This window comes from Faecalimonas sp. (assembly GCA_029264305.1).
In the GTDB taxonomy this organism is placed as follows: domain Bacteria; phylum Bacillota; class Clostridia; order Lachnospirales; family Lachnospiraceae; genus Faecalimonas.
On record JARICA010000008.1, the window covers coordinates 209,747 to 235,863 of the forward strand.

General features: G+C 33.3%; 24 protein-coding genes and 1 pseudogene. 23 read left to right on the forward strand and 2 right to left on the reverse strand.

The genetic code is table 11. The features are described from left to right. The first annotated feature begins 6 nt into the window (after positions 1 to 6). Positions 7 to 1,794 carry an aminopeptidase P family N-terminal domain-containing protein gene (locus tag ACY2U7_RS01650; RefSeq protein WP_461812652.1) on the forward strand — a complete coding sequence of 596 codons (1,788 nt, stop codon included), beginning with the start codon at positions 7 to 9 and terminating at the stop codon, positions 1,792 to 1,794. An 8-nt stretch (positions 1,795 to 1,802) separates the two neighbouring features. Then, positions 1,803 to 2,429: an HAD family hydrolase gene (locus ACY2U7_RS01655; RefSeq protein ID WP_461812653.1), complete on the forward strand. Its 627-nt coding sequence runs from the start codon at positions 1,803 to 1,805 to the stop codon at positions 2,427 to 2,429. Between the two features lie 37 nt (positions 2,430 to 2,466). On the opposite strand, the gene ACY2U7_RS01660 is transcribed toward ACY2U7_RS01655, so the two are convergent. After that, complete coding sequence (locus tag ACY2U7_RS01660; RefSeq protein WP_461812654.1) at positions 2,467 to 3,237, reverse strand: HAD family hydrolase; 771 nt, start codon at positions 3,235 to 3,237, stop codon at positions 2,467 to 2,469. A 166-nt stretch (positions 3,238 to 3,403) separates the two neighbouring features. Here ACY2U7_RS01660 and ACY2U7_RS01665 point away from each other — a divergent pair, with 166 nt between their 5' ends. The 15 genes and pseudogenes from ACY2U7_RS01665 to ACY2U7_RS01735 all read left to right on the forward strand — a co-directional run bounded on the left by ACY2U7_RS01665 (position 3,404) and on the right by ACY2U7_RS01735 (position 19,210). Then, positions 3,404 to 4,174, forward strand: coding sequence for a helix-turn-helix domain-containing protein (locus tag ACY2U7_RS01665; RefSeq protein WP_461812655.1), 771 nt, complete (start codon positions 3,404 to 3,406; stop codon positions 4,172 to 4,174). Between the two features lie 222 nt (positions 4,175 to 4,396). Then, positions 4,397 to 6,022 carry an NEAT domain-containing protein gene (locus ACY2U7_RS01670; RefSeq protein ID WP_461812656.1) on the forward strand — a complete coding sequence of 542 codons (1,626 nt, stop codon included), beginning with the start codon at positions 4,397 to 4,399 and terminating at the stop codon, positions 6,020 to 6,022. Between the two features lie 2 nt (positions 6,023 to 6,024). After that, positions 6,025 to 6,732: a heme-binding Shp domain-containing protein gene (locus tag ACY2U7_RS01675; protein WP_461812657.1), complete on the forward strand. Its 708-nt coding sequence runs from the start codon at positions 6,025 to 6,027 to the stop codon at positions 6,730 to 6,732. A 3-nt stretch (positions 6,733 to 6,735) separates the two neighbouring features. After that, positions 6,736 to 7,611 carry a heme ABC transporter substrate-binding protein IsdE gene (gene isdE / locus ACY2U7_RS01680; RefSeq protein WP_461812658.1) on the forward strand — a complete coding sequence of 292 codons (876 nt, stop codon included), beginning with the start codon at positions 6,736 to 6,738 and terminating at the stop codon, positions 7,609 to 7,611. Positions 7,612 to 7,622: 11 nt separating this feature from the next. Continuing rightward, positions 7,623 to 8,609, forward strand: coding sequence for a FecCD family ABC transporter permease (locus ACY2U7_RS01685; protein ID WP_461812659.1), 987 nt, complete (start codon positions 7,623 to 7,625; stop codon positions 8,607 to 8,609). Next, positions 8,606 to 9,388: an ABC transporter ATP-binding protein gene (locus tag ACY2U7_RS01690; protein WP_461812660.1), complete on the forward strand. Its 783-nt coding sequence runs from the start codon at positions 8,606 to 8,608 to the stop codon at positions 9,386 to 9,388. The genes ACY2U7_RS01685 and ACY2U7_RS01690 overlap by 4 nt, the downstream gene beginning before the upstream one ends. A 93-nt stretch (positions 9,389 to 9,481) precedes the next feature. Beyond that, positions 9,482 to 9,922 (forward strand): ribose 5-phosphate isomerase B, encoded by a 441-nt coding sequence (gene rpiB, locus ACY2U7_RS01695; protein ID WP_461812661.1) that lies wholly within the window; start codon positions 9,482 to 9,484, stop codon positions 9,920 to 9,922. A 239-nt stretch (positions 9,923 to 10,161) separates the two neighbouring features. Beyond that, the gene (locus tag ACY2U7_RS01700) at positions 10,162 to 10,293 is read left to right on the forward strand and encodes a hypothetical protein (protein WP_461812662.1); all 132 of its coding nucleotides are present in this window, start codon (positions 10,162 to 10,164) and stop codon (positions 10,291 to 10,293) included. Further along, a complete protein-coding gene (locus tag ACY2U7_RS01705) occupies positions 10,290 to 11,825 on the forward strand; it encodes a recombinase family protein (protein ID WP_461812663.1) in 1,536 nt (511 codons plus the stop codon). The genes ACY2U7_RS01700 and ACY2U7_RS01705 overlap by 4 nt, the downstream gene beginning before the upstream one ends. A 113-nt stretch (positions 11,826 to 11,938) precedes the next feature. Then, a complete protein-coding gene (ygjK, locus tag ACY2U7_RS01710) occupies positions 11,939 to 14,632 on the forward strand; it encodes an alpha-glucosidase (RefSeq protein ID WP_461815735.1) in 2,694 nt (897 codons plus the stop codon). Positions 14,633 to 14,698: 66 nt separating this feature from the next. Next, positions 14,699 to 15,436, forward strand: a pseudogene (locus tag ACY2U7_RS01715) (N-acetylmuramoyl-L-alanine amidase); the annotation flags it as partial. An 18-nt stretch (positions 15,437 to 15,454) separates the two neighbouring features. After that, a complete protein-coding gene (locus ACY2U7_RS01720) occupies positions 15,455 to 16,144 on the forward strand; it encodes a sigma-70 domain-containing protein (protein ID WP_461812665.1) in 690 nt (229 codons plus the stop codon). Positions 16,145 to 16,219: 75 nt separating this feature from the next. Further along, positions 16,220 to 17,488 carry a sugar ABC transporter substrate-binding protein gene (locus ACY2U7_RS01725; protein ID WP_461812666.1) on the forward strand — a complete coding sequence of 423 codons (1,269 nt, stop codon included), beginning with the start codon at positions 16,220 to 16,222 and terminating at the stop codon, positions 17,486 to 17,488. A 1-nt stretch (position 17,489) separates the two neighbouring features. Continuing rightward, positions 17,490 to 18,368, forward strand: coding sequence for a carbohydrate ABC transporter permease (locus ACY2U7_RS01730; RefSeq protein ID WP_461812667.1), 879 nt, complete (start codon positions 17,490 to 17,492; stop codon positions 18,366 to 18,368). Next, complete coding sequence (locus ACY2U7_RS01735) at positions 18,368 to 19,210, forward strand: carbohydrate ABC transporter permease (RefSeq protein WP_461812668.1); 843 nt, start codon at positions 18,368 to 18,370, stop codon at positions 19,208 to 19,210. The genes ACY2U7_RS01730 and ACY2U7_RS01735 overlap by 1 nt, the downstream gene beginning before the upstream one ends. Positions 19,211 to 19,287: 77 nt before the next feature. Here the strand turns inward: ACY2U7_RS01735 and ACY2U7_RS01740 are convergent, their stop codons facing one another. After that, entirely contained in the window at positions 19,288 to 20,571 is a 1,284-nt protein-coding gene (locus ACY2U7_RS01740; protein WP_461815736.1) for an HlyC/CorC family transporter, read from the reverse strand. A 162-nt stretch (positions 20,572 to 20,733) separates the two neighbouring features. On the opposite strand from ACY2U7_RS01740, the gene murB reads away from it, so the two are divergent. The 6 genes from murB to ACY2U7_RS01770 are packed head-to-tail and all read left to right on the forward strand — an operon-like array spanning position 20,734 to position 26,105. Beyond that, the gene (gene murB / locus ACY2U7_RS01745) at positions 20,734 to 21,645 is read left to right on the forward strand and encodes a UDP-N-acetylmuramate dehydrogenase (protein WP_461812670.1); all 912 of its coding nucleotides are present in this window, start codon (positions 20,734 to 20,736) and stop codon (positions 21,643 to 21,645) included. 1 nt (position 21,646) lies between these two features. After that, positions 21,647 to 22,507: an RNase adapter RapZ gene (gene rapZ, locus ACY2U7_RS01750; protein ID WP_461812671.1), complete on the forward strand. Its 861-nt coding sequence runs from the start codon at positions 21,647 to 21,649 to the stop codon at positions 22,505 to 22,507. A 12-nt stretch (positions 22,508 to 22,519) separates the two neighbouring features. After that, positions 22,520 to 23,482, forward strand: coding sequence for a DNA-binding protein WhiA (gene whiA, locus ACY2U7_RS01755; protein WP_461815737.1), 963 nt, complete (start codon positions 22,520 to 22,522; stop codon positions 23,480 to 23,482). Further along, on the forward strand, positions 23,475 to 23,732 hold the full coding sequence (locus ACY2U7_RS01760) for an HPr family phosphocarrier protein (protein WP_461810004.1): 258 nt from the start codon (positions 23,475 to 23,477) through the stop codon (positions 23,730 to 23,732). Before whiA ends, ACY2U7_RS01760 begins: the two co-directional genes overlap by 8 nt. A 52-nt stretch (positions 23,733 to 23,784) precedes the next feature. Then, on the forward strand, positions 23,785 to 24,720 hold the full coding sequence (locus ACY2U7_RS01765) for a diacylglycerol/lipid kinase family protein (protein ID WP_461812673.1): 936 nt from the start codon (positions 23,785 to 23,787) through the stop codon (positions 24,718 to 24,720). 14 nt (positions 24,721 to 24,734) lie between these two features. Then, positions 24,735 to 26,105: a sodium-dependent transporter gene (locus ACY2U7_RS01770; RefSeq protein ID WP_461815738.1), complete on the forward strand. Its 1,371-nt coding sequence runs from the start codon at positions 24,735 to 24,737 to the stop codon at positions 26,103 to 26,105. Positions 26,106 to 26,117: the final 12 nt, after the last annotated feature.

Sequence of the window (26,117 nt, forward strand, 5' to 3'; positions counted from 1 at the left end):
GAGAAAATGAGTGTTCAAGAAAGAATTTTAATGTTGAGAGAGCAGATGAAAAAATATGGTATTGATATGTATATTGTACCAACAGCAGATTTTCATCAAAGTGAATACGTAGGAGAATATTTCAAATCAAGAAAATTTATTACAGGATTTAGTGGTTCTGCTGGAACGGCAGTGATTACTTTACATGAAGCACGCTTATGGGTAGATGGGCGATATTTTATTCAAGCAGCAGAACAATTAAAAGGCACAGAGATTCAGATGATGAAAATGGGCCAAAAGAATGTCCCTACACTAGATGCCTATTTAGAAGAAACATTACAAAATGGGCAGACGCTTGGTTTTGATGGTAGGGTTGTTTCAATGGGGAATGGGCAGAAATATTCCAAAATAGTAGAAAAAAAACAAGGGAAAATTATATATGATGTAGATTTGATTGGAGAAATTTGGGAAAACAGACCATCTCTTTCGAAAGAGCCGGTTTTTGTTTTGGAAGAAAAATATGCAGGAGAATCCACAAAGAGCAAATTACATCGAATTCGAGAAGTGATGAAAGAATATGGTGCAACTACACACATTTTGACAACGTTAGATGATATTTGTTGGACTTTGAATATACGTGGAAATGATATTGAATTTTTCCCTCTTGTTCTTTCCTATGCAATTATTACTATGAATGAAATGCACTTATATATCGATGAAACAAAATTGAATGCTGAAATTAAAGAAAGTATGAAAACAGAGGGTATTGTTTTACATGAGTATAATGCTATTTATGAAGATGTAAAACAAATTGATGAAAAAGAAACTATTTTGATTGATCCAACGTGTTTGAACTATGCGATTGATAGCAATATTTCCAAAGACGTAAAAAAAATAGAACAAAGGAATCCAGAAGTTCTATTTAAGGCGATGAAAAATGCGACAGAAGTGAAAAACATTCGTGTAGCACAAATAAAGGATAGTGTTGCACATGTTAAATTTATGAAGTGGTTAAAAGAAAATGTTGGGAAAATGGCAATTACAGAAATGAGTGCATCGGACAAATTAGATGAATTTCGTGCAGAAATGGGAAACTTTATTCGACCAAGTTTTGAACCGATTTCTTCCTATGGGGAACATGCAGCGCTTTGCCATTATACATCTTCACCTGAAACAGATGTACAATTAAAAGAAGGCAATATTTTCTTGACTGATACAGGTGCAGGATTTTATGAAGGCTCAACAGATATTACAAGAGCGTATGCTTTAGGAGAAATACCAGAAAACATGAAAGAAGATTTTACGGTTGTGGCTATGTGTAATTTAGAGTTGTCAAACGCAAAATTTATAGAAGGGTGTACAGGGGTTAACTTAGATATTTTAGCAAGAAAACCATTGTGGGAAAGAAATAAAGATTATAATCATGGAACAGGTCATGGGATGGGATATTTATTAAACATTCATGAAGATCCTGCAAATTTTCAATCAAAATATCGGGAAGGAAATACAGCAGTTTTGCAAGAAGGTATGATACTTACAGTTGAACCTGGGGTATATATTGAGGGTTCACATGGAGTTCGTTTAGAAAATGAGGTACTTGTGCGTAAAGGGGAAAAAAATGAATATGGACAATTCATGTATTTAGAAACAATCACATATATCCCATTTGATTTAGATGCAATTAAGCCAGAAATGTTGACAGAAGAATATAGAGGATATTTGAATGCTTATCATAAAACAGTATATGAAAAAGTTTCTCCATACTTAAATGAAGAAGAGAAAGAGTGGTTAAAAAAATATACAAGAGAAATATAGGAGAAAAAATGCAAGCGGAAAGTATTATTTTAGATGTGGATGGGACTTTATGGGATTCTACAGAATTGGTTGCAAAATCATGGAATAGAGCAATTCAAAATGCAGGAGTTAAGGATATTAAGGTGACAGCAGAACAGTTAAAAACCTTATTTGGTAGAACAATGAAGGAAATTGCAGATGTTGTTTTAGAAGGGTGTTCAGAAGAGGAAAAAGAAAATGTAATGGAACTTTGCTGTCAATATGAGCATGAGGACTTGGAAAATGATGAGTGTAATATCTTGTATCCAAATGTGAAAGAAACAATTATAAAATTGTCAAAAACACACAGAGTTTTTATTGTAAGCAATTGTCAGTCGGGATACATTGAAATGTTTTTAAAGAAAACAAATTTGGAAAAATATGTGACGGATATAGAATGTTTTGGAAATACAGGAAAAGGAAAAGGAGAGAATATTCGTTTAATCATAGAAAGAAATCAATCCCAAAGTGCTTGTTATGTAGGAGATATTCGGGGAGATTATGAGGCCTCTTGTCAAGCTGGAGTGCCGTTTATTCTAGCAGAGTATGGATTTGGAGATGTTCCTGAAAGTAAATGGAAAATCAAAGATTTTTCAGAATTGTTCAATATAGTGTAGATAGAAAAAGGGTATCGTGGAGATACCCTTTTATCTATTATAGTAATTCTTTTAATGTATCTATGACAGAATCTGTAACATACGTAGAATGAGAAGCTACACCTGGAGCAGCATTTGACATAGCATATCCCTCACCAGCAAGATGTAACATTTCAATGTCATTGTGTTGATCACCAAATGCCATTGTTTCTTCTGGAACAAGATGAAAGTGGTCTAAAAAAACTTGAAGAGCACTTCCTTTATTTGCTTCGGGAGAGATGAAATCAACCCACTCGTTCCCAGAAGTTACGACTTTAATATCAGATTTAAATTTTTTTCGAAAATGTAAAAAAGTTTCATCTGGTGTTGCATTATCAAAAATAGCAATTTTTAAAAATGGAGAAGTGACAGAAGCTAAATCATCTACACATGTTACTTTATTACCCATATCTTCTTCAAGGTGACGAAGGAATTCATTATCTTTCGTCTCGATATAACATGAATCTTCACAAGATAGAACAGCATCGCAGTTTTCTCGATTTTTGATTTCTTCAAAAATACGTAATCCTAATTCTCGATCAATTGTTCCACGACTAATTACTTTTCCTTCATGTATACAGAGAGATCCATTTTCTGTGATATAAGAAATTTCGTCTTTTACAGGTTCAAAAAGTTTGCGAAGACTTGCATATTGTCTTCCACTTGCTGCAATAAAATGAATCCCTTGTTTTTTTAATTGACGTATAATGTCAAATAATTCTGGATTTAATGTATTTTCGCCGTATTTTAATAGTGTTCCATCAATATCACTTGCGACTAATTTTATCATGATTAATTACCTCATATTCTTTTCATATTTCATCATTATTATATTACCTAGATGCATGATAGACAAGGGAAACATGATGAATTGACAAATAAATAGGAATTTGTTATCGTTTAGGAGATTACTAAAAATTTACAATAGAATAAGAACACTTTTAGAGGAAAAAAATATGGATGTATTGAAAGTAAAGGTATTGATTTGTTTTCACAATGAAAAAGAGCAGTGGAATGTGACAAATCTAGCAATAACATTGGGAGTGGAAAAGTATGCAGTTAGTCGTATATTGTCTACTTTGGAAAAAGAAGGACTCTTAGATAAAAGTGATAGAAGGAAACCAATTTTGACTAGAAAAGGAAAAGCAAAGGCGAATGAATATAGTCAGAAAGTGGAAATGATTATCAATCATCTTTTAGAAAAAGGTATTTCACAAGAAGTAGCAAGAGAAGATGCAGCGACTATAGTAGCATACTGCAAAGAAGAAACATTAGAAGCATTGAAAAAAGAAGAAGTTGCAAAACGGGTAAAATTTAGTTTTAGAGAGGGTATGGAGTTTGATGGAGATTATTTAAGTGGTAGGTATCCAGATGGAAATTATCCAATCCCGTTTACTATTTTTCAAAGGGAATTAGAGTTGGAAAGAGAAATCTCAGTGTGGAATGAGGAGTTTGTTGATCCATGTGTTTTGAATATTCAAAATAAAAATGGAAAAGTCTTTCTACAGATGCTCGATGAACATAGACAATATCAATTTAAATATTGGGATGGAAAAGAATGGAAAGAGATGGAACGGCAGGGACGATTATTATCTTTTAAAGCAAATTGTGTTCGATTTAAAAGTATGGCAGATGATAAAGGACGAATATTGTTTGGGAAAATATGGATACAAATTCATCATGAAAATGCGAGAGAAATGCTTTTGTTTACTATGTATATAGCGTAAAAAGTTGCTATTTGCAACAAAAAGAAAAATATGATAATTATCGAAGTGAAAAAGGAAAAAAGAAAAATAAGTGCAATTTGCAACAAAAAAAGATTTTTATTTTAAAAAAAATTATGGTACAGTTTAGTCAGCAATTTCGGTTGCATTTTTTAATGCCCGATGGTTAGCGAGAACTAATAAAAAATAGTTCAAAGCAACTTAAATAAGGAGGAGGATATTCATATGAAAAATAAGACCATACAATCAATGGCAAAAAGGGTAGCTGCGCTTGCAATGGCTGCAGTTTGTACATTTAGTTTAACACAAGTGCCAGTAGTGAAGGCTGCTGACAAATTAGGAGCTGGGAAATATGTAGTTCCAATTACATCTTTAAAAAGTAAAGCACCAATCGCTGCTGTAAATACAGCGTTTAACAAAGCGTTTGGAGACAGTGCAGAGGTAAATGTAGATGAAAATGGAAATATGACAGCTCTTGTTGAGAATAAACATATGGTTATTGATATGATGGGAAAATATCATGCAAACATTTTAACTGTAGAAGGAGCAGAATATTTATCTTATAAAAATGAGCAATCATCTACTACATTTGGAAATCCATCAAAAATTGAAAATATTGAAGTGCCTAAAACAATAAAATTCCCAATCAAGCCTTCTGATAGCGGAGAGTGCAAATTTAATATTACAGTAGATTTTATGGATCATTTCATGGGTGGTGGCAAACCAAAACCTACAGAAGTAACAATGACATTAGATTTTTCAAAAGCGAAAGTAGACACAACCGAATTAAAAACATTGTTGCAATCTTATGAGCAGTTGAAAAAAGAAGAATATACAGAACAATCTTGGAATGCTTTTGATGCAAAAAGAAAAGAAGCAAATAGTTTGCTTACAAGTGGAAAAGCATCTGCAACAGAAGTAAAAGGTATGATTGCTTCTTTAAAAGATTTAAGAGCAAAATTAGAATTGGTACAGGAATTAGCAGATGCTGATTACAGCAAAGTAGATGCAGCAATCGCATCAGTTCCAAAAGATTTAACACAATATACAGATGGAACAGTGAAAGCATTACAGGATGCGTTACAAGCAGTTGTTCGTGGATTGAAAGAAAATGAACAAGATAGAGTAAATCAAATGGCAGCAAATATTGAAGTTGCGGTTAAAGGATTAAAAAAGAAACCAGCTTCTAACAATGGTACAGACAATAATACAAATAATAATACAAACAACAATACAAACAACAACGCAAATAACAATGCAAAACCAAATACAAATACAGGTAATACAGCATTAGATAAAAATAACTTAAAAGACGGAACTTATGAAGTCCCAGTATGGTTATGGCATGCTATAAACAATCAGCCTTCTATGGCAGCACAGTCTTTAAATAATACAGCAAGAATTGTTGTTAAAAATGGTGTAAAAACAATGTATATTTACACAAAATCAATGAAACTTGGAAATATTGAAGCGAGTCTTCAAGAGTTGAAAATAATGGGAGCCAATGGAAGTTATGTAAATGCAAAAGTAGAAAAAAGAGATGCAAAAGGAAATCCAGTATGCTTCTCATTCACATTACCAAATACAAATGAATTTCTTAAAGTCAAAGTAAATCCACGTGTAGCTATTATGGGAAATCAAGATATTGATGCAAGACTTCGTATTAATTATTCAGCATTAAAACAAGTTTCTTCTGTTCAAGTAACAAAACCATCCGTTCAAAGTAGTTACGGAGCTTCAAATGCACCAAAAACAGGAGATTACAGTAATTCTTCCGCATTTTTAATTACTATGCTTTTATCAGCAGTAGCAGGTGTGGTAGTCGTTTACAGAAAGAGACAGGCAAGATAAGTATGAAGAAATGGAAACAAACTATTTTAGGGGTAGGGCTAGCTGTTGTATTAGCAGCCCTTCCTATTTCAGTTTATGCCATGGAAGATGGGGCTTACACAGTTGGAAGAACAACATCTTATGCAAATCCAGAAACAAATAAAACGGTAGATGGAGGAACGAACATCGCTCTTGGCGATAGCATGGCAGATAGTATTGTAGAAGACAATGCTCTGGTAGAACAATCAAATGGAAAAACATATGTTACTCTTGGGATTGGGTTGATTTCCAATGTAAAAAATGTTCGTATGCAAATCAAAGGAAATGATGGGAAATATAGAAATGCAGAACTTACACAAACAGGAACATGTGAAAGAGATGGAGACACTTGTAATCATTATCGATTTGAAGTAGATGCAGCAGAAAATTATATTAGTCCTATTTTGTTTGTAGAACCAATGGGAAGAGACGTACAGTTTTTTATTAAATTGAAGATGGAAACAGCTCAAAAAGGAAATGGGAATTTTGTAAGTCAAATGATTAAGGCAGAAGAAAAACCTGCATCAAAAGAAGAAAAATCAAAGGAAACTACACCTGAAAAGCCAAAAGAGGATAAGAAAAAAACGACAACAAAATCTGAAGAAAAAAATTCAACAGGAACAATTGCTATTGGTATTGTGGCTGTAATTGTTATCGGCTCAGCAGTTGTATTTATAAAGAAAAGGAAATAAGAAATGAAAAAGAGAGCGCTAATTGCTGTAGTAGTTTCTGCGTTGTTTTTGACAGGATGTGTAAATCAGTCAGGGGAGCAGAATGCGAAAAAGAATACGAATAAAGAGAGAGTTGTAGCAACATCTGTAGCAACTTGTGAGATTTTAGATAGACTTGAATGGGATAATGTGGTGGGCGTTCCGAAAACAGATAGTTACACGCTTCCTAAACGTTATGAAAGTGTTAAACATGTTGGTTCTCCAATGGCTCCAGATATGGAAATTTTAAAATCATTAAAACCGGACATTGTTTTCACTCCGAATTCATTGGAAGGTGAATTAAAATCTCAGTATGAAAACATAGGAGTCAAAAGTTATTTTTTGGATTTGAAAAGTACGGAAGGGATGTATAAATCCATTTTAGAACTTGGGAAAATGCTTGGAAAAGAAAAAAAAGCAGAAGAACTTTATAAAGAATTTGAACAATTTAAAGCTGAGTTTGCAAAAGAGCATAAAGAGAAAAAAGCACCAACAGTACTTTTGTTGATGGGACTTCCTGGATCCTATGTGGTAGCGACAGAAAGCAGTTATGCTGGAAGTCTCGTGAAACTTGCGGGAGGGATTAATGTATATGGAGATGGTGATGGAAAAGATTTTTTAAATATCAATCCAGAGGATATGGTTAAGAAAAAACCAGATATAATTTTACGTACCTCACATGCTCTTCCAGAACAAGTTAAAAAAATGTTTGCAGAAGAATTTAAAACCAATGATATTTGGAAGCATTTTGATGCAGTGAAAAATGGAAAAGTGTATGATTTAGATAATGGGAAATTTGGAATGAGCGCAAATTTCCGCTATAAAGAGGCACTGCAAGAATTAGAAACATATTTGTATTAGGAGGAAACAAAGTGATTAGCAAAAGGAGAAAAATGATTTCATTTCTTGTTACAGGAGCAGCATTAATTATGCTGTTCCTTGTTGCTGTGAATACAGGAAGTTTAAAAGCGTCTCCAGGGCAGATTATTAAAGGATTATTTATAGAGTATGATGAAACAGTAGCAACGATATACTCCCTTCGTTTTCCGAGAATTTTTATTGCTATGCTTGCTGGAGCAGCGGTAGCTGTATCCGGGGTAATGTTACAAGCGGTTATGAAAAACCCATTGGCAGATCCAGGAATTATGGGGATTAGTTCGGGAGCTGGAATGGCAGCAATACTTGTAACTGTATTTGCACCATCATTGTACTTGGCGGTTCCGGTTTTTGCATTTTTGGGAGGTGTTTTTGCCTGTTCAATAGTTTATATTCTTTCGTGGAAAGGAGAATTAAGTCCGCTTCGTGTCATACTAACCGGGGTAGCTGTAAATGCATTTTTTACAGGGCTTATGTCAGCAGGAGAAAGTATGATGGGAGCTAATTATAGTGGAGCTGCAAGTATAGTAAATGGAAATATTACGATGAAAACTTGGGATGATTTTCAAATGCTTCTAGTTTATACAGTGATTGGACTTTTATTAGCTGTTGTATTTTCAACGAAATGTGATATTTTGGGTTTGGAAGATAAAACAATACTTTCGCTTGGAATTAGAGTGAATACAGTTCGTATTCTTGTATCGGCGGTAGCAGTTCTTTTAGCTTCAATTAGTACAGCGGTTGTTGGAAGTATTAGTTTTCTTGGATTGTTAGTTCCACATATTGCAAGACTACTTGTAGGGAATAGTCATAAAGTGTTAATACCATACACAATGCTTCTTGGGTCTTTTACTTTACTGCTTGCAGATACTGTAGGGCGTACAATTGCTTATCCGCATGAAATTAATGCAGCGGTGATTATGGCGGTTATTGGAGGACCAAGTTTTATTTTACTGTTAAGGAGGGCAAAAGCAGAACTATGAGTAATCAGAAAACTGTTTATGAAGTACAAAATTTATCCTTCTCCTATGGAGAACATAGAGTGATTCAGGAAATGTCATTTTCTCTGCAAAAAGGGAAAATTACCACTTTGATTGGTGCCAACGGTTGTGGAAAATCTACTTTATTTCAATTATTAAGTAAGAATCTAAAACCAGAAGAAGGGGAGATAAAGTTATACGGAGAAAATCTTCAACATATTAAATTAAAAGATTTGGCAAAGAAAGCTGCTATTGTACATCAGTATCATACAGTTTTGGATGATTTAAGTGTAGAAAAGTTGGTTGGATATGGAAGAATTCCTCATAGAAAAGCAGGTAGTTTTAGACTAAGCGAAACAGATAAAGAAAAAGTGGAATGGGCTATGGAAGTGACAAAGATACAGAAATATAGAAATCGTCCAGTTTCAAAATTATCTGGAGGACAAAGGCAAAGAGTTTGGATTGCAATGGCACTTGCACAGGATACAGATTTATTGCTTTTAGATGAGCCAACAACATATTTAGATGTAAGATACCAAATACAAATCTTACAATTAGTTCGTACACTAAATAAAGAATATGGTTTAACTATAGTTATGGTATTACATGATATTAATCAAGCTTTGTATTATAGTGATGAAATTATGGCGATGAAAGAAGGAAAAATCATCGGAAAAGGAATACCTGAGGAAATTTTGACAGAAGAATTGTTGAAAGAGGTGTATGGAGTTAAACTTCCTGTTTTTACAATAGAAGAAAAACCATTTATATTAGCTGTATAAAAGAGAAAATTCATCGGATTGAAAAAAAAACATGAAAATGGTATAATTCAAGCGTAAACGGATTATATACTTTGGAATGAAGGAGAACAAGAAATGAAAATTGGAATTGGTAATGACCATGCAGCAGTAGAGATGAAACAGCAGATTGTTGCTTTTTTGGAAGAGTTAGGACATGAAGTAGTAAACTATGGAACAGATACAAATGATAGTTGTGATTATCCAATTTATGGAGAAAAAGTTGGACGTGCTGTTGTAAATGGAGATGTAGAATGTGGGATTTTAATTTGTGGAACAGGAGTGGGAATTTCCATTGCTGCAAACAAAGTAAAAGGTGTTCGTGCAGTTGTTTGTAGTGAACCATATTCAGCAAAACTTTCAAAGCAACACAATAATACAAATATTCTTGCATTTGGTGCTAGAGTCGTTGGTATCGAATTAGCAAAAATGATTGTGGAAGAATGGTTAAACACAGAATTTGAAGGGGATCGCCATCAAAGACGTGTGAGTATGATTTCAGATATTGAGAATAGATAATATATTACTATGAAAAAGATACCTTTTTGACAATGTCAAAAAGGTATCTTTTTTCACGTTATTTGTTTTAGAGCATATTGTATTATGGAAAAGAAAGGAGTGAAGTTTAGATATGCCAATTTCAATTATGCTTGATGCAGGGCATGGCGGATAGAGATTGCGAAAAATAATGTAAATGCACATAAAGAGGAGAGAGCCATCGTATGTTAAAAGTAAGTAATATATTAGGAGGGCATATATTGAATAAGAAAGAAGAAATAAAATATACAGTAGAACGTGAATTTCTGTCAAAGTTTTCAAAAGAAGAATTGCTTATTCGTATTATGAAATCTCACTTGGATACAAAAATTAGTAAGAGAAGAGAAAAATGAGTATATTTAGTGTGGGTATTTATATCAGGCTATCGAGAGAAGATGGAGATAAAGAAGAAAGTGATAGTGTAGTAAACCAAAAAAAGATTTTGACAGAATATATAAAAGAGGAGAAAGAATTTACACTTTATGATATTTATATTGATGATGGATTTACCGGAACAAATTTCAATCGGCCAAGTTTTCAGAGAATGTTGTTAGATATAGAGAGCAGAGAAGTAAATTGTGTTATTGTAAAAGATCTTTCTCGTTTTGGCAGAGATTATATAGAAACGGGAAGATATTTGGAAAAAATTTTCCCTAAATATGACGTGAGATTTATTGCTGTGACAGATCATATTGATAGTTTTAAACGAGAATATGATTTATTACTTCCCATTAAAAATATATTTAATGAGCAGTATGCAAGAGATATATCGAATAAAATTCAAGAAACAATAAAAATAAAACAAAAAACAGGACAATTTATTGGAGCATTTGCAAGTTACGGATATAAGAAATCTCCCATTAATAAAAATCAGTTGATTGTAGATCCGTATGCAGCAGAAATTGTAAGACAAATATTTTTTATGTATATACAAGGATATGGGAAGCAAAGTATTGCAAAGCAATTAAACGAGATGGAAGTTGATTCTCCTTCTGAATATAAAAAAAAGCAAGGAGAAAATTATAAAAATGGAAATCGGTTACAATCTACTTGTTATTGGACATATTCAACTGTGAATTTTATATTACAAAATGAAATGTATATAGGAAATATGGTGCAAGGGAAAAAACATCAGCATATGGGAAATAAACAGAAGGTAGTAGAAAAAGATAACTGGATACGGGTTATGAATACCCATGAACCAATTATTGATAAAGAAATATGGGATAAAGCACAGAATCTTTTGAAAAAAAGGCAAAAAGATGTAGGATTAAAAAAAAATACAAATATTTTTGCAGGTTTTCTTCAATGTGGAGATTGTGGGAGAACTATGACAAAAACATATTGGAAGTCTGCTAGTGGAAACAAAAAGTATTTCTTTTGTTGTGGGACTTATAAACGAAATGGGAAAAAATATTGTACACCACATTGGGTTCCTTTTGAAATTTTGGAAAATATTCTTTTAAAAGATTTAAAAGAAATACTCGAGAACGTAGAGAGTTTACAGGAACTTACAAGTGAACAAATGAAAAAAGAAATAAAAGAGCAGAAAAGAACAGAAAATAATAGTATTGCGATAAAAGAAGAGTTAGAGAAAATAGAAAAATTAAGACAGTTTGTGTATGAGGATTATAGAGAAGGAGTCCTTACAAAGCAGGAATGTTTAATTTATCGAGAAAAATATAAGAAGAAAAAACTTTTTTATGAAAAGCAATTAGAATTATTAAAAGGTAGAGAGATAGAATTCAAAGATAAATGGGAAGATGAATTGCTAAAGTTAAAGGATATTAAAGAACTTGATAGGGAAATTATTATAGAAATGGTAGACAAAATTATTATTTACGAGGACCATCGTATTAAAATTACTTACAATTTTCAAACATAAAAATTGTTAAAAACGAACAAAAACAAACAAAATAAGGCGCTCCAATTGAAAAAATCAAACATAAATGATAACATCTATATAGGAAATATTATCTGGAAAACGGAGGAAGAAAAATGAGGAAAAAACATTTTTTAGGAAGAACTTTAAGTGTAGTTTGTGCTACGGCGTTAGTAGTTGCGGGAACTCCAGTTGTACCTACTATGGCAGAAACGTCGTACAAAGTGGAAGATTTTGCGAATGTATTGAATGTTTGTGCAGATCCATCAGAAGTAATCTACGGAACGTATAGTACAAATAAATACAATAATTTTGCCGACTTAGGTGCATGGCATGGTTATTATCTTCATGATAAGGCAGCTAAAGATTTGTATGGAGGATTCGCAGGTCCAGTTATTATAGGAGAAGAATATCCAGCAAATTTATCAGATGCAGTTAGTAAGATTGTATTATCAGATGTTAATGGTGAAATATATAATCTTGCAGATGCTAAAAAAGTAGATGCAATATATTATCCTGGAAGATTAGTACAATCCTATGAAATGGAAAAATTTATCTTAAAAATGGAATTGATTTATGGAAGTAATCGTACAGCGTTAATTCGATTTAATGTGGAAAATATTACAGATCAAGAAATGGAATTGAAAGTGAAATGGGAAGGGAAAATTTTCACAACGTACGGGAAGAAAGCTTCGTCTCTAGGAACAAGTCTTGAGGAAACAGAAAATGGAGTGAAGGTTAATTTTAAAAAGATTCGTTCTACATGGAGTTGGTTTACAACAGAAGAAAATAAATTTGAAATTTGTTTTGCTCAACCTGTTACAACTAAAGTAAGTGATGACAGAACAACTTATGAAAGTGTGATGAATGAGTCCGTTAAATTGAAGCCTGGGGAAACATTTACAACTTGGTCTACACAAAGTTATACATTTACAGATGAAGAAATGCAAAGGGAACAGGCAAAAACAAAAGATATGTTAAAGAATGGTAGCAAATATTTTGAAGAGAATAATATTCGTTGGCAAGGATATTTAGACAAAACATTTGCAGGAGAAGAAGCGGTTGGAAAAGAATATAAAAATGCAGCGGTAAAATCAATAGAAACATTGATGACAAACTGGAGGAGTGCAGCAGGTGCTATTAAGCACGATGGTGTTGTACCATCTATGTCATATCAGTGGTTTATTGGTATGTGGGCATGGGATTCATGGAAACAAGCAGTAGGTGCTTCTGTATTTAACGGGGAATTGGCAAAAGATAATATTAGAGCACTTTTTGATTATCAAATCCAAAGCAATGATGCGGTTCGTCCACAGGATGTGGGAACAATTATAGACTGTATTTTTTATAATCAGGATTCATCTCGTGGAGGAGATGGCGGCAATTGGAATGAACGAAATTCAAAGCCAGCACTTGCAGCATGGTCAGTATTTAATGTATATAAACAGACACAAGATAAATCGTTTTTGAAAGAAATGTATCCAAAATTAGTTGCTTATCATAATTGGTGGTATACGAATCGAGATGTTGATAAAAATGGTGTTGCAGAATATGGTGCAATGGTGCATCCTGCGCACTATCAATATAATGAAGATGACACTGTAAAAAAAGATGAAAATGGTAAACCATTGTTTGATGCAGAAGCAATTATTGAAGCAGCAGCATGGGAGAGTGGTATGGATAATGCAACACGCTTTGATGTTGAAGGAAGCGGAGAAGGTGATGTTGGGGTTCAAGTGTATGAAAATAAGAATGCAAAGGGAGATGTAGTTGGTTATTCTATTAATCAGGAATCTGTAGATCTGAATGCGTATCTCTACGCAGAAAAGGGATTTTTAGCTTCTATTGCTGAAGAATTAGGCTACAAAAAAGATGCAGAAAAATATAAAGAAGAAGCGGATAATTTATTAAAGTATGTCAATGAAAAAATGTTTGATAAAGAGACGGGATTCTATTATGATCTTCAGATAAATGCAGATGGTAGTGAGAAAAAATTGCTAGTAAATCGTGGAAAAGGAACAGAAGGTTGGATTCCTTTATGGGCAAAGATGGCAACAAAGGAAATGGCCGCACAGGTAAAAGATAATATAGTTGATGGAAATAAATTTAATTTGAAAGTGCCATTTCCTACAGCGTCAAAAGATAATCCGAAATTTGCTGCGGACAAATATTGGAGAGGACCTGTATGGCTTGATCAGGCTATGTATGGTGTTGAAGCTTTACAGAACTATGGATATGTAAAAGAAGCAAAAGCAATGACATATAAGTTATTTGAAAATGCAGAAGGACTTCTTGGTGATGGACCGATTCGAGAAAATTACAATCCGTTAACAGGAGAAGGACTTCATACAAAGAATTTTAGTTGGTCTGCCTCAGCATATTATTCGTTATATCGGAATACATTAGCCGGAACCCATACGACTTCTCAAGTTGCATTTGATATACCTAATAATAAGCAGGAAATCAAAGTGGATAAATCAGAATTGAAAAAAGTTTTGAATGATGCTAAAACTGTGGATAAAGCGCTATATACAGAAGATAGTTATATGGCTTTTGAAAAACAGGTTCGACTAGGAGAAGAAGTTTATAAAAATGCTGTGTCAACACAGGAAGAAGTAAATAATGCAGTGAAGGTAATTCAAGAATATAAGAAAAAACTTGTATTGAAAAAACAAGATAAAGTAAATGATAACAAATCAGATTCAAAAAATAATGCACCAAAGACGTCAGACGCAGCTCCAGTTACAATATTATTCGGAAGTTTAGGAGCAGCATTGCTTGCATTATTGGGATTAAGAAAAAGACATTAATTGATCAAGAGTAAAAATCGACAGGACGAAAGTTCTGTCGATTTTTCTATATTGCACAAATAATATGCAGCACATGGTGGAAAAGACCCAGGTGCAATATATAAAGGAAGAAGAGAAGCGGATGATACATTACAACTAACATTAGCTGTGGGTGAGGTTTTACAAAATCAAGGTTTTGATGTAGAATATACAAGAACAACGGATATATATGAATCCCCATACCAAAAGGCGATGGAAGCAAATGAGGCGGGAGTAGATTATTTTGTATCTATTCATCGAAATTCATATCCAATGGATAATCAAGTTTTAGGAGTAGAAAGCCTTATATACAATTTATCTGGAGTTAAATACGAGATGGCGAAGAATATCAATGCACAATTAGAAAAAATAGGATTTGTAAATTTGGGTGTTCATGCCAGACCGAATTTGATTGTTCTGAAAAGAACCAAAATGCCAGCAGTATTAGTGGAGGCGGGATTTATTAATTCTGATAAAGATAATCAGTTGTTTGATCAGTCTTTTGATGATATAGCAAATGCAATTGCTGAGGGCATTAAGGATACGCTTATGCCATCTGACATGAATAAAGAAATGCAATATAAAGTGCAAGTAGGCGCATATCGTCAGAGAAGATATGCTGAAGAATTGCTAAAAGAATTGCAAATGCAAGAATATCCAGCATATATTGAACAAGGGAATGGATTTTTTAGAGTAAGGGTAGGGGAATATTCCACACTGGAAGACGCAGTTCGTATGGAAAGACGTTTAAAACAAGCAGGATATCCAACAATTATTGTAAGTTAGGAGAATAGGAGAAATAAAATGAGTGGTAAATTACAGTTTCGTGAAAAGTTAAATGGAATTTTAACACTAGGGAAAGAAAAACATCATGTATTGGCAATGGAAGATGTAGAAAAATATTTTGAAGAGGATGTTCTTTCAGAAGAACAAATGGAACTAGTATGCGACTATCTTTTATCGCAAAAGATAGCCGTAACTGGTTATGCGAAAAAAGGAGGAAATATTGTAGAAAAAGAAGAGTGCGTCTTTTCAGAAGAGGACAAGCGATACTTAGAAACATATATGGAAGAGATGTCTTCTTTGATACCAATGAATGTAAGAGAAGAAAAATTAAAAGAATACTATCAAACAGTTGTCGAAATTGCAAAAGAAATGTATACACCAGCATTTTTTATTGGAGATTTAATTCAAGAAGGAAATGTTGGTTTGGTGCTAGCGTTAGAAAAGGAAGAAACAGCAGAAAAAGAAATAATTGAAGGAATTCGCCAAATGATACAATTGTTTGTGGAAGAACAGGAAGAAATGAGACATCAGGATAGTAAAATGGTAGAAAAAGTAGTTTTTTTAGATGAAAGTTTAAAAAATCTTACAGAAGATTTAGAGAGAAAACCAACATTAGAGGAACTAGCAGATTATATGGAAATGACGGAAGAGGATGTCAATGATATTTTGCGATTGACAGGAGAAGATGATGACGAGGAAGAAGAGTAATTTTATAAAATAGTTTTATAGAAAAGCATATTAGGTTATAATAATGTAGAAAAAGATCACAAAAGGAGGAATTAGATGAGAAAACAAATGATAAAAAAAACGATAAGCATTCTTTTATGTGTGGCAATTATCGGGACTATGGCAATAGGTTGCGGTAAACAAGAAACATCGAAAAAAAATAAAGATAATAAAAAAGAAATTACATTTATGATTCCAGATTGGGGAAATCCAGGAGAAGAACTTTTAGCAGACTTTGAAAAAGAATCGGGAATTAAGGTGAATGTACAAGAAGTAAGTTGGGATGATATTAGAGATAAAGTTTCTATTGCTGCAGCAGGAGGAGAAGCAGCAGCTGATGTAGTTGAAGTAGACTGGTCTTGGGTAGGTGAAATGAATAGTGCTGGTTGGCTAGAACCTATTGAGATGAGTGAAGCTGACAAAGAAGATATGCCTACGTTAGAAACATTCACCATAGATAATAAGGTATTGGCAGTTCCATATGCCAATGATTATCGAATTGCATATTATAATATAGACCATTTCAAAAAAGCTGGAATTGAGAAAGCACCAGAAACTTGGGAAGAGGTTTATGCAGCATTAAAAAAATTAAAAGAATCAGGAGTAACAAAGTATCCATTTACGCTACCTGTAAATGCAGATGAATCAGCGACAACTTCTATGATTTGGCTTGCATTTGCAAGAAATGGTAAAGTATTTAATGAATCAGGAACATTAAATAAGGATACAGTACTAGATGCATTGAAATTTGAACAAAAGTTAGTAGAGGAAGAATTGATTGATCCAGCAGCAAAAACTTTTTCGGGAATGGACTGTTATCGAAAACTTACTTCTGGCGAAGCAAGTTTTATGGTTGGACCAACAAAGTTTGTAGGAATTAGCAATAATCCTGAAGAAAGTAGTGTTGTTGGACAAATTAAACCGATTTTATTACCAGGAAAAGAAAGTACTTCTCAAGTTACAATGCCACTTCCAGAAGCCGTTGGAATCACAGCGTTTTCGAAGCATAAAGAAGAAGCAAAAGAATTTATCAAATGGTATTCTTCTTCAGAAGTACAGAAAAAATTATATGTACAAAACAGTTCGATTCCAACAAGAAATGCAGTTATCAAAGAACTAATTGATGATGGAACAATTAAAAATGCAGGAGCGATGCTTGAACAGGCAAAATTAATTAAAACACCATTTCCAAAAGGGGTGCCAGCTTATTATTCAGAGATGTCAAATACAATTTATAATAATATAAATAAGATGGTTCTTGGAAAACTTTCTCCTGAAAAAGCATTTGATGCAATGGACAAGAAGATAAAAGAATTGGTAAAATAATATGATAAAAAGGAAAAAAGAAAAATTACTGGCATACCTTGCTCTTATGCCAGTAATTCTTATTATATGTACATGGGTATTATATCCAATTGGTCTGACATTTTCTTACAGTATTCATAAAATGAAATTGACAGCACCAAATGATATTAAATTAATTGGACTAGACAATTATATATCTATACTGAAATCAGATGTATTTTGGTATAGTTTACAAAACACATTGTTTTTGCTTGTGGTTGTAGTGGTAGTAACGACTATATGTGGATTTGTCGTTGCGATGATTTTAAATAAAGACACAAAAATTTCGGGTATTTTAACTGCGATTGCTATTTTACCTTGGGCAATGCCACCGATTGTAAATGGAATTATTTGGAAGTTTGTATTTTATTCTGGCTATGGTTTTATGAATAAGCTTCTTATTTATTTGAATATTATTGATAAGCCGATAGAATGGTTGACAAATAGATGGTTGTTACTTCTCGTGGTTGCTCTTGTAGTTGCATGGAGAAGTGCTCCATTTTGTGCAATCGTTACAGTATCAGGATTACGAGCAATACCGGAAGAATTATATGAAGCGGCTAAAATAGACGGGGCAGATAGAAAATCGAGTTTTTTCTATATTACATTACCTTTAGTAAAACCATTTTTACTGATTGGCCTTACCTCTGCATCCATTACTGCCATTAATATTTTTGACGAGATTGTGGCTATATCCGGTTACAAAGATTTAGGGAAAAATTTATTGATAGAAAATTATCTTACAACTTTTTCATTTTTGGATTTTGGGAAAGGTAGTGCGTTGACCTATATCATTATGTTGTTGTCAGCAATTCTTGGATTTTTCTATTTAAGAAGTTTAAATAGGGAGGTAGAGTATTAATGAAAAAACGTAAAAAGGTATCGGTTTTATATATTGTTGCGGTGACTATTTTTCTTATTTTTACAATAGGTCCATTTATTTGGGCGTTTATTGTGTCAGTAACTCCAGAGTATGAGATGTTTAAGAATACAGTAAATTTATTTCCAACAGAATTAACATGGAAGAATTATGAAATATTATTTCAAGTAAATAGTCCACAACATATTCGATTATTTACTGGTTTACTTAATTCTATGAAAGCAGTTGGGTGTACTATTTTATTAGGTGTACCAATTGCTCTTGTGAGTGGATATGTTTTGGCTAGAATGGAATTTCCGGGGAAAAAGATGATTCGTAATATATTACTTATTACAATGGTTATTCCTGTTTTTGCAACGATTATTCCGTTGTTCAGAATTTTTGTAGATAGAGGATTGTTAAATAATATTTTTTGGTTAAGTGTGATTTATGTGAGTTCATTTTTACCAATGAATGTGTGGTTAATATCTAATTATTTTGATACAATTCCAAAAGAATTGGAGGAAGCAGCAAGAGTGGATGGTTGTGGAAGGGTGTATACTTTCTTGAAAATTATTCTTCCAATATCCTACCCTGTTATTTTTTCATCTATTTTAATAATGTTTTTAAGTGGTTGGAGTCAGTTTCAAATTCCACTTATTTTAGCTTCATCTGTAGAAACGAAACCAGTTTCTATTGTGACGTCGGAATTTATGTCAAAGGATATGGTACAGTACGGAATAACAGCAGCAGCAGGACTTTTAGCAGTAATACCACCAGCAATAGCAGCATTGATTTTTAGAAAATTTCTTGTGTCGGGAATGACAAAAGGTTCGATAAAATAATAAAAAAATGGAAGAAGATTTTGGATCTTCTTCCATTTTTATTCATTTAAATTTCAAACAAAAAGAGATATATAAGTTTAGTTCTCATCAGAAGTATTCTCTTTATGATAACTTTCTGGGAGATAAATATGTACATCTTCCACTCGGTTCTTGTCTAATGTTTCTACAACAAGTCGAATACCTGAATCTGTAATAACTTCATCGTGAAGTTCAGGTAGACGATCTAATTGTTCGATGATAAATCCGCCAAGAGAATCATAATCTTCAGAAATTAATCCTAAATCTAAACGGTCATTTAAATCATCTAAGTTCATAGAACCTTCTACAATAAATTCGTGTTCATTAATTTCTTTAAAAAATTCTTCTTCATTTTCATCGTACTCATCATGGATTTCTCCAACAATTTCTTCAAGCAAATCTTCTAGAGTAATTAGACCTGCTGTTTCGCCGTATTCATCTAAAACAATAACGATATTGAGAGAAGCTTCTCGCATTTCTACAAGTAATTCGGAAATACTTTTGTATTCATAAGTAAAATAGGCTTCTCGGAGAATATCACGGACATGAAATTCTTTTTTATTATCATAAAGAAGCAAATCTTTCATGTTAATTGTTCCGATAACATTGTCTGTTGTATTTTCATAAACAGGTAATCGAGTAAATTTATCTTCGCGAAAAATTCTAATTAATTCTTCATAACTACTTTCTACATCAGCAAATGTAACATGTACTCGTGGTACCATGACATCTTTAGCTTTTGCGTCTCCCATATCAAACACATTGTAGATCATTTCCTTTTCTTCAGATTCAATAACGCCATCTTCATGACTAACATCAACGATTGTTCGCAGTTCGCTCTCAGTCATAGAACTATTTTTTGTATTGGGATCTACTCTGAGAATAAATAAGATTACTCTTGATAAATTATTTACGATGAAAATAAATGGTGTAGAAATCTTCATAAGAAAACTAATTGGGTAAGCATAAGCTAATGAAAGTTTTTCTGAATGAATTGTCGCCACCGTTTTTGGAGAAATTTCTCCGAATAAAAGAATTAACAATGTAATAATACCTGTAGCAATTGCAACTGCTGAACCACCAAAAACATACGCAATACTGGTTGTGATGGAAGAAGCGGAAAGGTTTACAAGGTTATTACCAATTAGAATTGCACTTAACATCTTCCCGGAATCTTCGGTAATTTTGATAACCATTTTGGCACGTTTATTTCCTTCTTCTGCCAATGAACGCATTCGTATTCGGTTAACGGTAGTAAGCGATGTTTCTGCTGACGAAAAAAATGCAGAAAGTACAAGTAAAATAATTAAAACGATACTTTGGGTGACTACACTCGAGTCCAATTGTTTTCACTCCTTTTATATTAAATACTAAAAATAATTAACATTTTTAATATATCGTATTTTTTATGAATTTGCAAGAGTTTATTGAATTTGGAGTTGGATTAGTGTATCATGAAAAAAAATGTTTTAATATTAGAGTGTATATAAATATAGGAGACAACTATGGAAGTGAAATTTTTAGATAAAGTAAGAGAAATTATAGATAAAGAAAGAGTTTTCATAAATGAACCAATGAGCAAACATACTACATTTCGCATTGGTGGACCTGCAGATTATTTTGTTTGCCCAAATACTATAGAGGAAGTGCAAAAGATTATTTGTTTATGCAATGAAATGGAAATGCCATTTTATCTTTTGGGAAAAGGAAGTAATCTTTTGGTAGGAGATAAGGGATTTAGAGGAGTGATTATTTGCTTATATAAGCAGATGGAAAAAATAGAAGTGACTGGAACGAGAATAAAGGCACAGGCAGGCGCATTGCTCATTAAAGTGGCAAGTGAAGCGTGTAAAAATGGTTTAAGTGGACTTGAATTTGCAGGAGGGATTCCAGGAACTTTAGGCGGTGCGGTTGTTATGAATGCAGGCGCTTATGGTGGTGAAATGAAAGATGTCCTAGAAGAAGTGACCGTCTTGACAAGAGAAGGAGAAATTCTTGTTTTAAATAAAGAAGAGTTAGAATTGGGATATAGGACAAGTATTGTTGGGAAAAAAGGATATATTGCCTTAGAAGTTGTTATGAATTTAAAAGAGAAAGATAGAGAAGAGATTCGGGAGTATATGGATGAGCTTCGTGAACAGAGAGTGAAAAAGCAACCTCTTGAATATGCGAGTGCAGGAAGTACTTTTAAAAGACCAGCAGGACATTTTGCAGGACAGTTAATTGAGCAAGCAGGACTTAGAGGATTTCAAATTGGAGATGCGCAAGTTTCAGAAAAACATTGTGGATTTGTCATTAACCGAGGAAATGCAACAGCGAAAGATATAGTGAATTTAATGAATCAAGTTTCAGAAAAAGTAGAAGAAAGATTTGGAGTTATACTTGAGCCAGAAGTAAAAAAACTAGGAGAATTTTAAGATGAGAGTTGTAATTGTAACTGGAATGTCAGGAGCTGGGAAAAGTACAGCATTAAAAGTATTAGAAGATGTAGGGTATTTTTGCGTGGATAATCTACCGATTCCGTTACTTCCTAAGTTAGCAGAATTATTAAAAATACCTAGAACGGAATTTAACAAAATTGCATTGGGAATTGATATAAGAGGAGGACAGGATTTTCTCGAATTAGAGGAAATGTTAAAAGGAATTGACTGTGAAATTGTATTCTTAGATGCAAATGACAACGTTTTGGTAAAAAGATATAAGGAAACAAGAAGAACCCATCCACTTACGGCGCAGGGAAGTATTGGAGATGGGATTTATCAAGAAAGAGAAATTCTTGAACCGATCAAAAAGAAAGCGGACTATATTATTGATACGAGCCTTTTGTTGACAAGAGAATTGAAACAGGCACTACAGAAAATTTTTGTAGACAATCAAGAATATAAGAATTTATATTTGACAATTGTTTCTTTTGGATTCAAATATGGAATTCCGAATGATGCTGATTTAGTATTTGATGTTCGTTTTCTTCCGAATCCATACTATATAGAAGAACTTCGACCTAAAACGGGAAATGAAAAAGAAGTGCAAGAGTATGTGATGAGTAACGGAAAAGCAGATGTGTTTTTGCAAAAATTGCAGGAAATGATTGAGTTTTTAATACCAAACTATATCACAGAAGGGAAACATCAATTAGTAATTGGAATAGGCTGCACAGGTGGAAAACACAGATCCGTTACATTGGCGAATGCTTTATATAATTATTTTAAAGAGAAAAATCAGTATGGAGTAAGAATTGAGCATCGTGACATTGAAAAAGATGCACTCAGAAAGGTATAATAGAGGTGGCAGATGTCGTTTTCGGGAGAAATTAAAGAAGAATTAGGAGTGCAGATAAGTTCGGCAAGGCATTGTCAGATTGCAGAACTTTCGGCATTAATCAGTATGTGCGGAAGTGTTATGATTGATAGTAATAACCATTATGCAATAAAAATACATACAGAAAATGTGATTGTTGCAAGAAAGTGCTTTACATTACTAGAAAAAACATTTAATATAAGAACTGAAATTTCCATACGGAAAAATCTGGCAAGACAGAGTGTTTCCTATTGGATTATTATAAAAACGCATGAAGACGCAATAAAGGTGCTTCAAGCAACGAAACTGATGAAAGAGGACGGAGACATTTTTGAAGAACTTTCTATAGTGAAGAATGTAATTGTCCAGCAGTATTGTTGTAAAAGGGCGTTTATCAGAGGTGCTTTTTTAGCATCGGGTTCTATAAGCGCCCCAGAAAAATCCTATCATTTTGAAATTGTTTGTGCTGTCTGTGCAAAAGCTGAGCAGTTGCAAAAGATGATGAATAGTTTTGGAATTGATGCAAAAGTAATATTGCGAAAGAAATCTTATGTTGTATATGTCAAAGAGGGAGCGCAAATTGCAGACCTTCTTAATATCATAGAAGCACATGTTGCATTGATGAAATTTGAAAACGTGCGTATTATAAAAGATATGCGTAACACAGTGAATAGAAAAGTAAACTGTGAAACGGCGAATATTAATAAAACAGTTTCTGCAGCAGTCAAGCAAGTGGAAGATATTGTGTATATTCGTGATACAATTGGATTGGAAAATCTATCAGATGCTTTGAGAGATGTAGCGTTGACAAGATTAGAATATCCAGAAGCAACATTAAAGGAATTAGGGGATTTACTCATTACGCCAGTAGGAAAATCGGGAGTGAATCACCGTCTGAGAAAATTGGGTGAAATGGCCGATAAACTCAGAGAAAACAAGGAGGTATGTTATGATTAAGCAACCGGTGACGATTCAGGCAGAAGATGGTATTTGTGCAAGAGTGACAGCGAAGGCAGTCCAGGTGGCAAATGAATTTAAAAGTCAAGTTTTTATTGAAGTAGGAACAAAAAAAATTAATGCAAAAAGCATAATGGGAATGATGAGCCTTCAACTTTCAACAGGCGATGAATTAACAGTAGTTGCAGATGGTGATGACGAAACTATGGCAACAGAAAAGATGAAAGAACTTTTAGTAGCTGGGAAATAGATGAAAAGATTGCGTCTTGACGCAATCTTTTTTGAAATATATGGAGGGCAGTATGAAAAAATTATTGTTTATTTATAATCCCAATGCAGGAAAAGGATTGTTAAAACCAAAATTATCTGATATTTTTGACATTTTTGTGAAAGCTGGATATGAGATAACAGTATATCCGACGCAAAAGTATAGAGATGGTTATAAAAAAGTTGCAAACTTCACTGGAGATTATGATCTTCTAGTATGTAGTGGCGGGGATGGAACGTTGGATGAAGTTGTGACAGGAATGATGGAAAGGGAAAAGAAGATTCCAATTGGATATATCCCTACAGGAACAACAAATGATTTTGCGAAAAGTCTACATATTCCGAGAGAAATGTTGAAAGCAGCTGATGTTGCAGTGAATGGGGAAATATTTTCATGTGATGTTGGACGATTCAATAAGGATGTTTTTGTATATATTGCTGCATTTGGTTTATTTACAGATGTTTCTTATCAGACAAAACAAGAAGTGAAAAATGTTCTTGGTCATTTAGCATATGTTTTAGAAGGAACGAAGCGATTGTTTAATATCCCTTCTTATAATATGCGTGTAACTCACGATGGAGAAGTGATTGAGGATGAATTTATTTTTGGGATGGTAACAAATTCGCGCTCAGTAGGTGGATTTAAAAATATGGTAGGAAAAAAAGTTGTATTTGATGATGGGGAATTTGAAGCAACTTTGATTAAAAGGCCGAAAAATCCATTGGAGTTACAAGGGATCATTGTTTCCCTTGTCTCAGAACAACAGGATTCGAAATATATGTATTCATTTAAAGCGAAAGAGGTCATATTTGAATCGTTAGAAGAAGTTTCATGGACGCTTGACGGGGAGTTTGGTGGAGAACACGATAAAGTAATCATTAAAAATGTTCAAAAAGAATTGCAAATTATGGTAGATGCGGAATATAAAGCATCACTGATGGAATGTTCATTGAAAAAAGAAGAGGAATAGAGGAAAAATTACAGATGGAAAAGAGAGAAAAATTTTCTTCGAGATTAGGGTTTATTCTAATCTCGGCGGGGTGTGCGATAGGTTTAGGTAATGTATGGAGATTTCCATATATTACGGGACAATATGGAGGCGGAGTATTTGTGCTACTATATTTGTTCTTTTTATTTGTTTTAGGCTTACCCATTGTTGTGATGGAATTTGCTGTAGGAAGAGCGAGTCAGAAAAGTGTTGCGAAGTCTTATGAGGTGCTTGAACCTAAGGGATCAAAATGGCATATACATAAATATTTTGCTATTGCCGGAAACTATTTACTTATGATGTTCTATACAACTGTAGGAGGTTGGATGATTGCCTACTTTGTGAAAATGGCAAAAGGTGAGTTTGTAGGGGCGAATGCAAAACAGATTTCAGAAATTTTTGTTACATTGACTTCAAATCGAAACGAAATGTTGTTTTGGATGCTAGTAATTTCAGTTATAGGTTTGATTGTATGCTCTTTCGGATTGGAAAAAGGAGTAGAAAAAATTACAAAAGCAATGATGGTTAGTTTATTTTTGATTATGGTTGTGCTTGTTGTTCGCGCGTTAACATTGCCAAATGCGATGGAAGGACTTTCGTTTTATTTAAAACCAGATTTGAGTAAAATGAAAGAGGTTGGAATTGGAACAACTGTATTTGCGGCAATGGGACAATCTTTCTTTACATTGAGTATTGGAATTGGAGCTTTAGCGATTTTTGGTAGTTATATTGGGAAAGAAAGAACGCTAGCTGGTGAAGCAATCAGTGTTACATTATTGGATACGTTTGTGGCAATTATGGCAGGGTTAATTATTTTCCCAGCATGTTTTGCTTTCGGTATCAATCCAGGAGAAGGACCAGGACTTGTTTTTGTAACATTGCCAAATGTATTCAATGAAATGGCAGGTGGCCGTGTATGGGGAACATTATTCTTTTTATTTATGACGTTCGCGGCATTATCTACAATTATTGCAGTTTTCCAAAATGTTATTACGTGTACGAGAGAATTGTTGGGCTGGTCCTTGAAGAAATCAACATGCATTAATGGGATTTTTCTTATTATTTTAGGTGTTCCATGTGTACTTGGAATGACAGATTGGTCAGGATTCACATTGGCAGGTAAGAGTATTATGGATGTAGAAGACTTTATTGTTAGTGACAATTTGCTTCCTCTTGGATCATTAGTATATTTATTGTTCTGTGTAACAAGATATGGATGGGGATGGGATAATTTCTTGAAGGAAGCAAATGCTGGAACTGGATTAAAGTTTCCTAGAAATAAAATAGTGAAAATTTATTTGACATATATTTTACCACTTGTTGTGCTATTTATTTTTATCCAAGGGTATTGGACAATGATAAAATAAAGAATTATAAAT

Excerpts from the sequence above, each read along its gene's own strand:
- ACY2U7_RS01650 (WP_461812652.1), top strand. The coding sequence starts at position 7 with ATGAGTGTTCAAGAAAGAATTTTAATGTTGAGAGAGCAGATGAAAAAA.
- ACY2U7_RS01655 (WP_461812653.1), top strand. The coding sequence starts at position 1,803 with ATGCAAGCGGAAAGTATTATTTTAGATGTGGATGGGACTTTATGGGAT.
- ACY2U7_RS01660 (WP_461812654.1), bottom strand. The coding sequence starts at position 3,237 with ATGATAAAATTAGTCGCAAGTGATATTGATGGAACACTATTAAAATAC.
- ACY2U7_RS01665 (WP_461812655.1), top strand. The coding sequence starts at position 3,404 with ATGGATGTATTGAAAGTAAAGGTATTGATTTGTTTTCACAATGAAAAA.
- ACY2U7_RS01670 (WP_461812656.1), top strand. The coding sequence starts at position 4,397 with ATGAAAAATAAGACCATACAATCAATGGCAAAAAGGGTAGCTGCGCTT.
- ACY2U7_RS01675 (WP_461812657.1), top strand. The coding sequence starts at position 6,025 with ATGAAGAAATGGAAACAAACTATTTTAGGGGTAGGGCTAGCTGTTGTA.
- isdE (WP_461812658.1), top strand. The coding sequence starts at position 6,736 with ATGAAAAAGAGAGCGCTAATTGCTGTAGTAGTTTCTGCGTTGTTTTTG.
- ACY2U7_RS01690 (WP_461812660.1), top strand. The coding sequence starts at position 8,606 with ATGAGTAATCAGAAAACTGTTTATGAAGTACAAAATTTATCCTTCTCC.
- rpiB (WP_461812661.1), top strand. The coding sequence starts at position 9,482 with ATGAAAATTGGAATTGGTAATGACCATGCAGCAGTAGAGATGAAACAG.
- ACY2U7_RS01705 (WP_461812663.1), top strand. The coding sequence starts at position 10,290 with ATGAGTATATTTAGTGTGGGTATTTATATCAGGCTATCGAGAGAAGAT.
- ygjK (WP_461815735.1), top strand. The coding sequence starts at position 11,939 with ATGAGGAAAAAACATTTTTTAGGAAGAACTTTAAGTGTAGTTTGTGCT.
- ACY2U7_RS01720 (WP_461812665.1), top strand. The coding sequence starts at position 15,455 with ATGAGTGGTAAATTACAGTTTCGTGAAAAGTTAAATGGAATTTTAACA.
- ACY2U7_RS01725 (WP_461812666.1), top strand. The coding sequence starts at position 16,220 with ATGAGAAAACAAATGATAAAAAAAACGATAAGCATTCTTTTATGTGTG.
- ACY2U7_RS01730 (WP_461812667.1), top strand. The coding sequence starts at position 17,490 with ATGATAAAAAGGAAAAAAGAAAAATTACTGGCATACCTTGCTCTTATG.
- ACY2U7_RS01735 (WP_461812668.1), top strand. The coding sequence starts at position 18,368 with ATGAAAAAACGTAAAAAGGTATCGGTTTTATATATTGTTGCGGTGACT.
- murB (WP_461812670.1), top strand. The coding sequence starts at position 20,734 with ATGGAAGTGAAATTTTTAGATAAAGTAAGAGAAATTATAGATAAAGAA.
- rapZ (WP_461812671.1), top strand. The coding sequence starts at position 21,647 with ATGAGAGTTGTAATTGTAACTGGAATGTCAGGAGCTGGGAAAAGTACA.
- whiA (WP_461815737.1), top strand. The coding sequence starts at position 22,520 with ATGTCGTTTTCGGGAGAAATTAAAGAAGAATTAGGAGTGCAGATAAGT.
- ACY2U7_RS01760 (WP_461810004.1), top strand. The coding sequence starts at position 23,475 with ATGATTAAGCAACCGGTGACGATTCAGGCAGAAGATGGTATTTGTGCA.
- ACY2U7_RS01765 (WP_461812673.1), top strand. The coding sequence starts at position 23,785 with ATGAAAAAATTATTGTTTATTTATAATCCCAATGCAGGAAAAGGATTG.
- ACY2U7_RS01770 (WP_461815738.1), top strand. The coding sequence starts at position 24,735 with ATGGAAAAGAGAGAAAAATTTTCTTCGAGATTAGGGTTTATTCTAATC.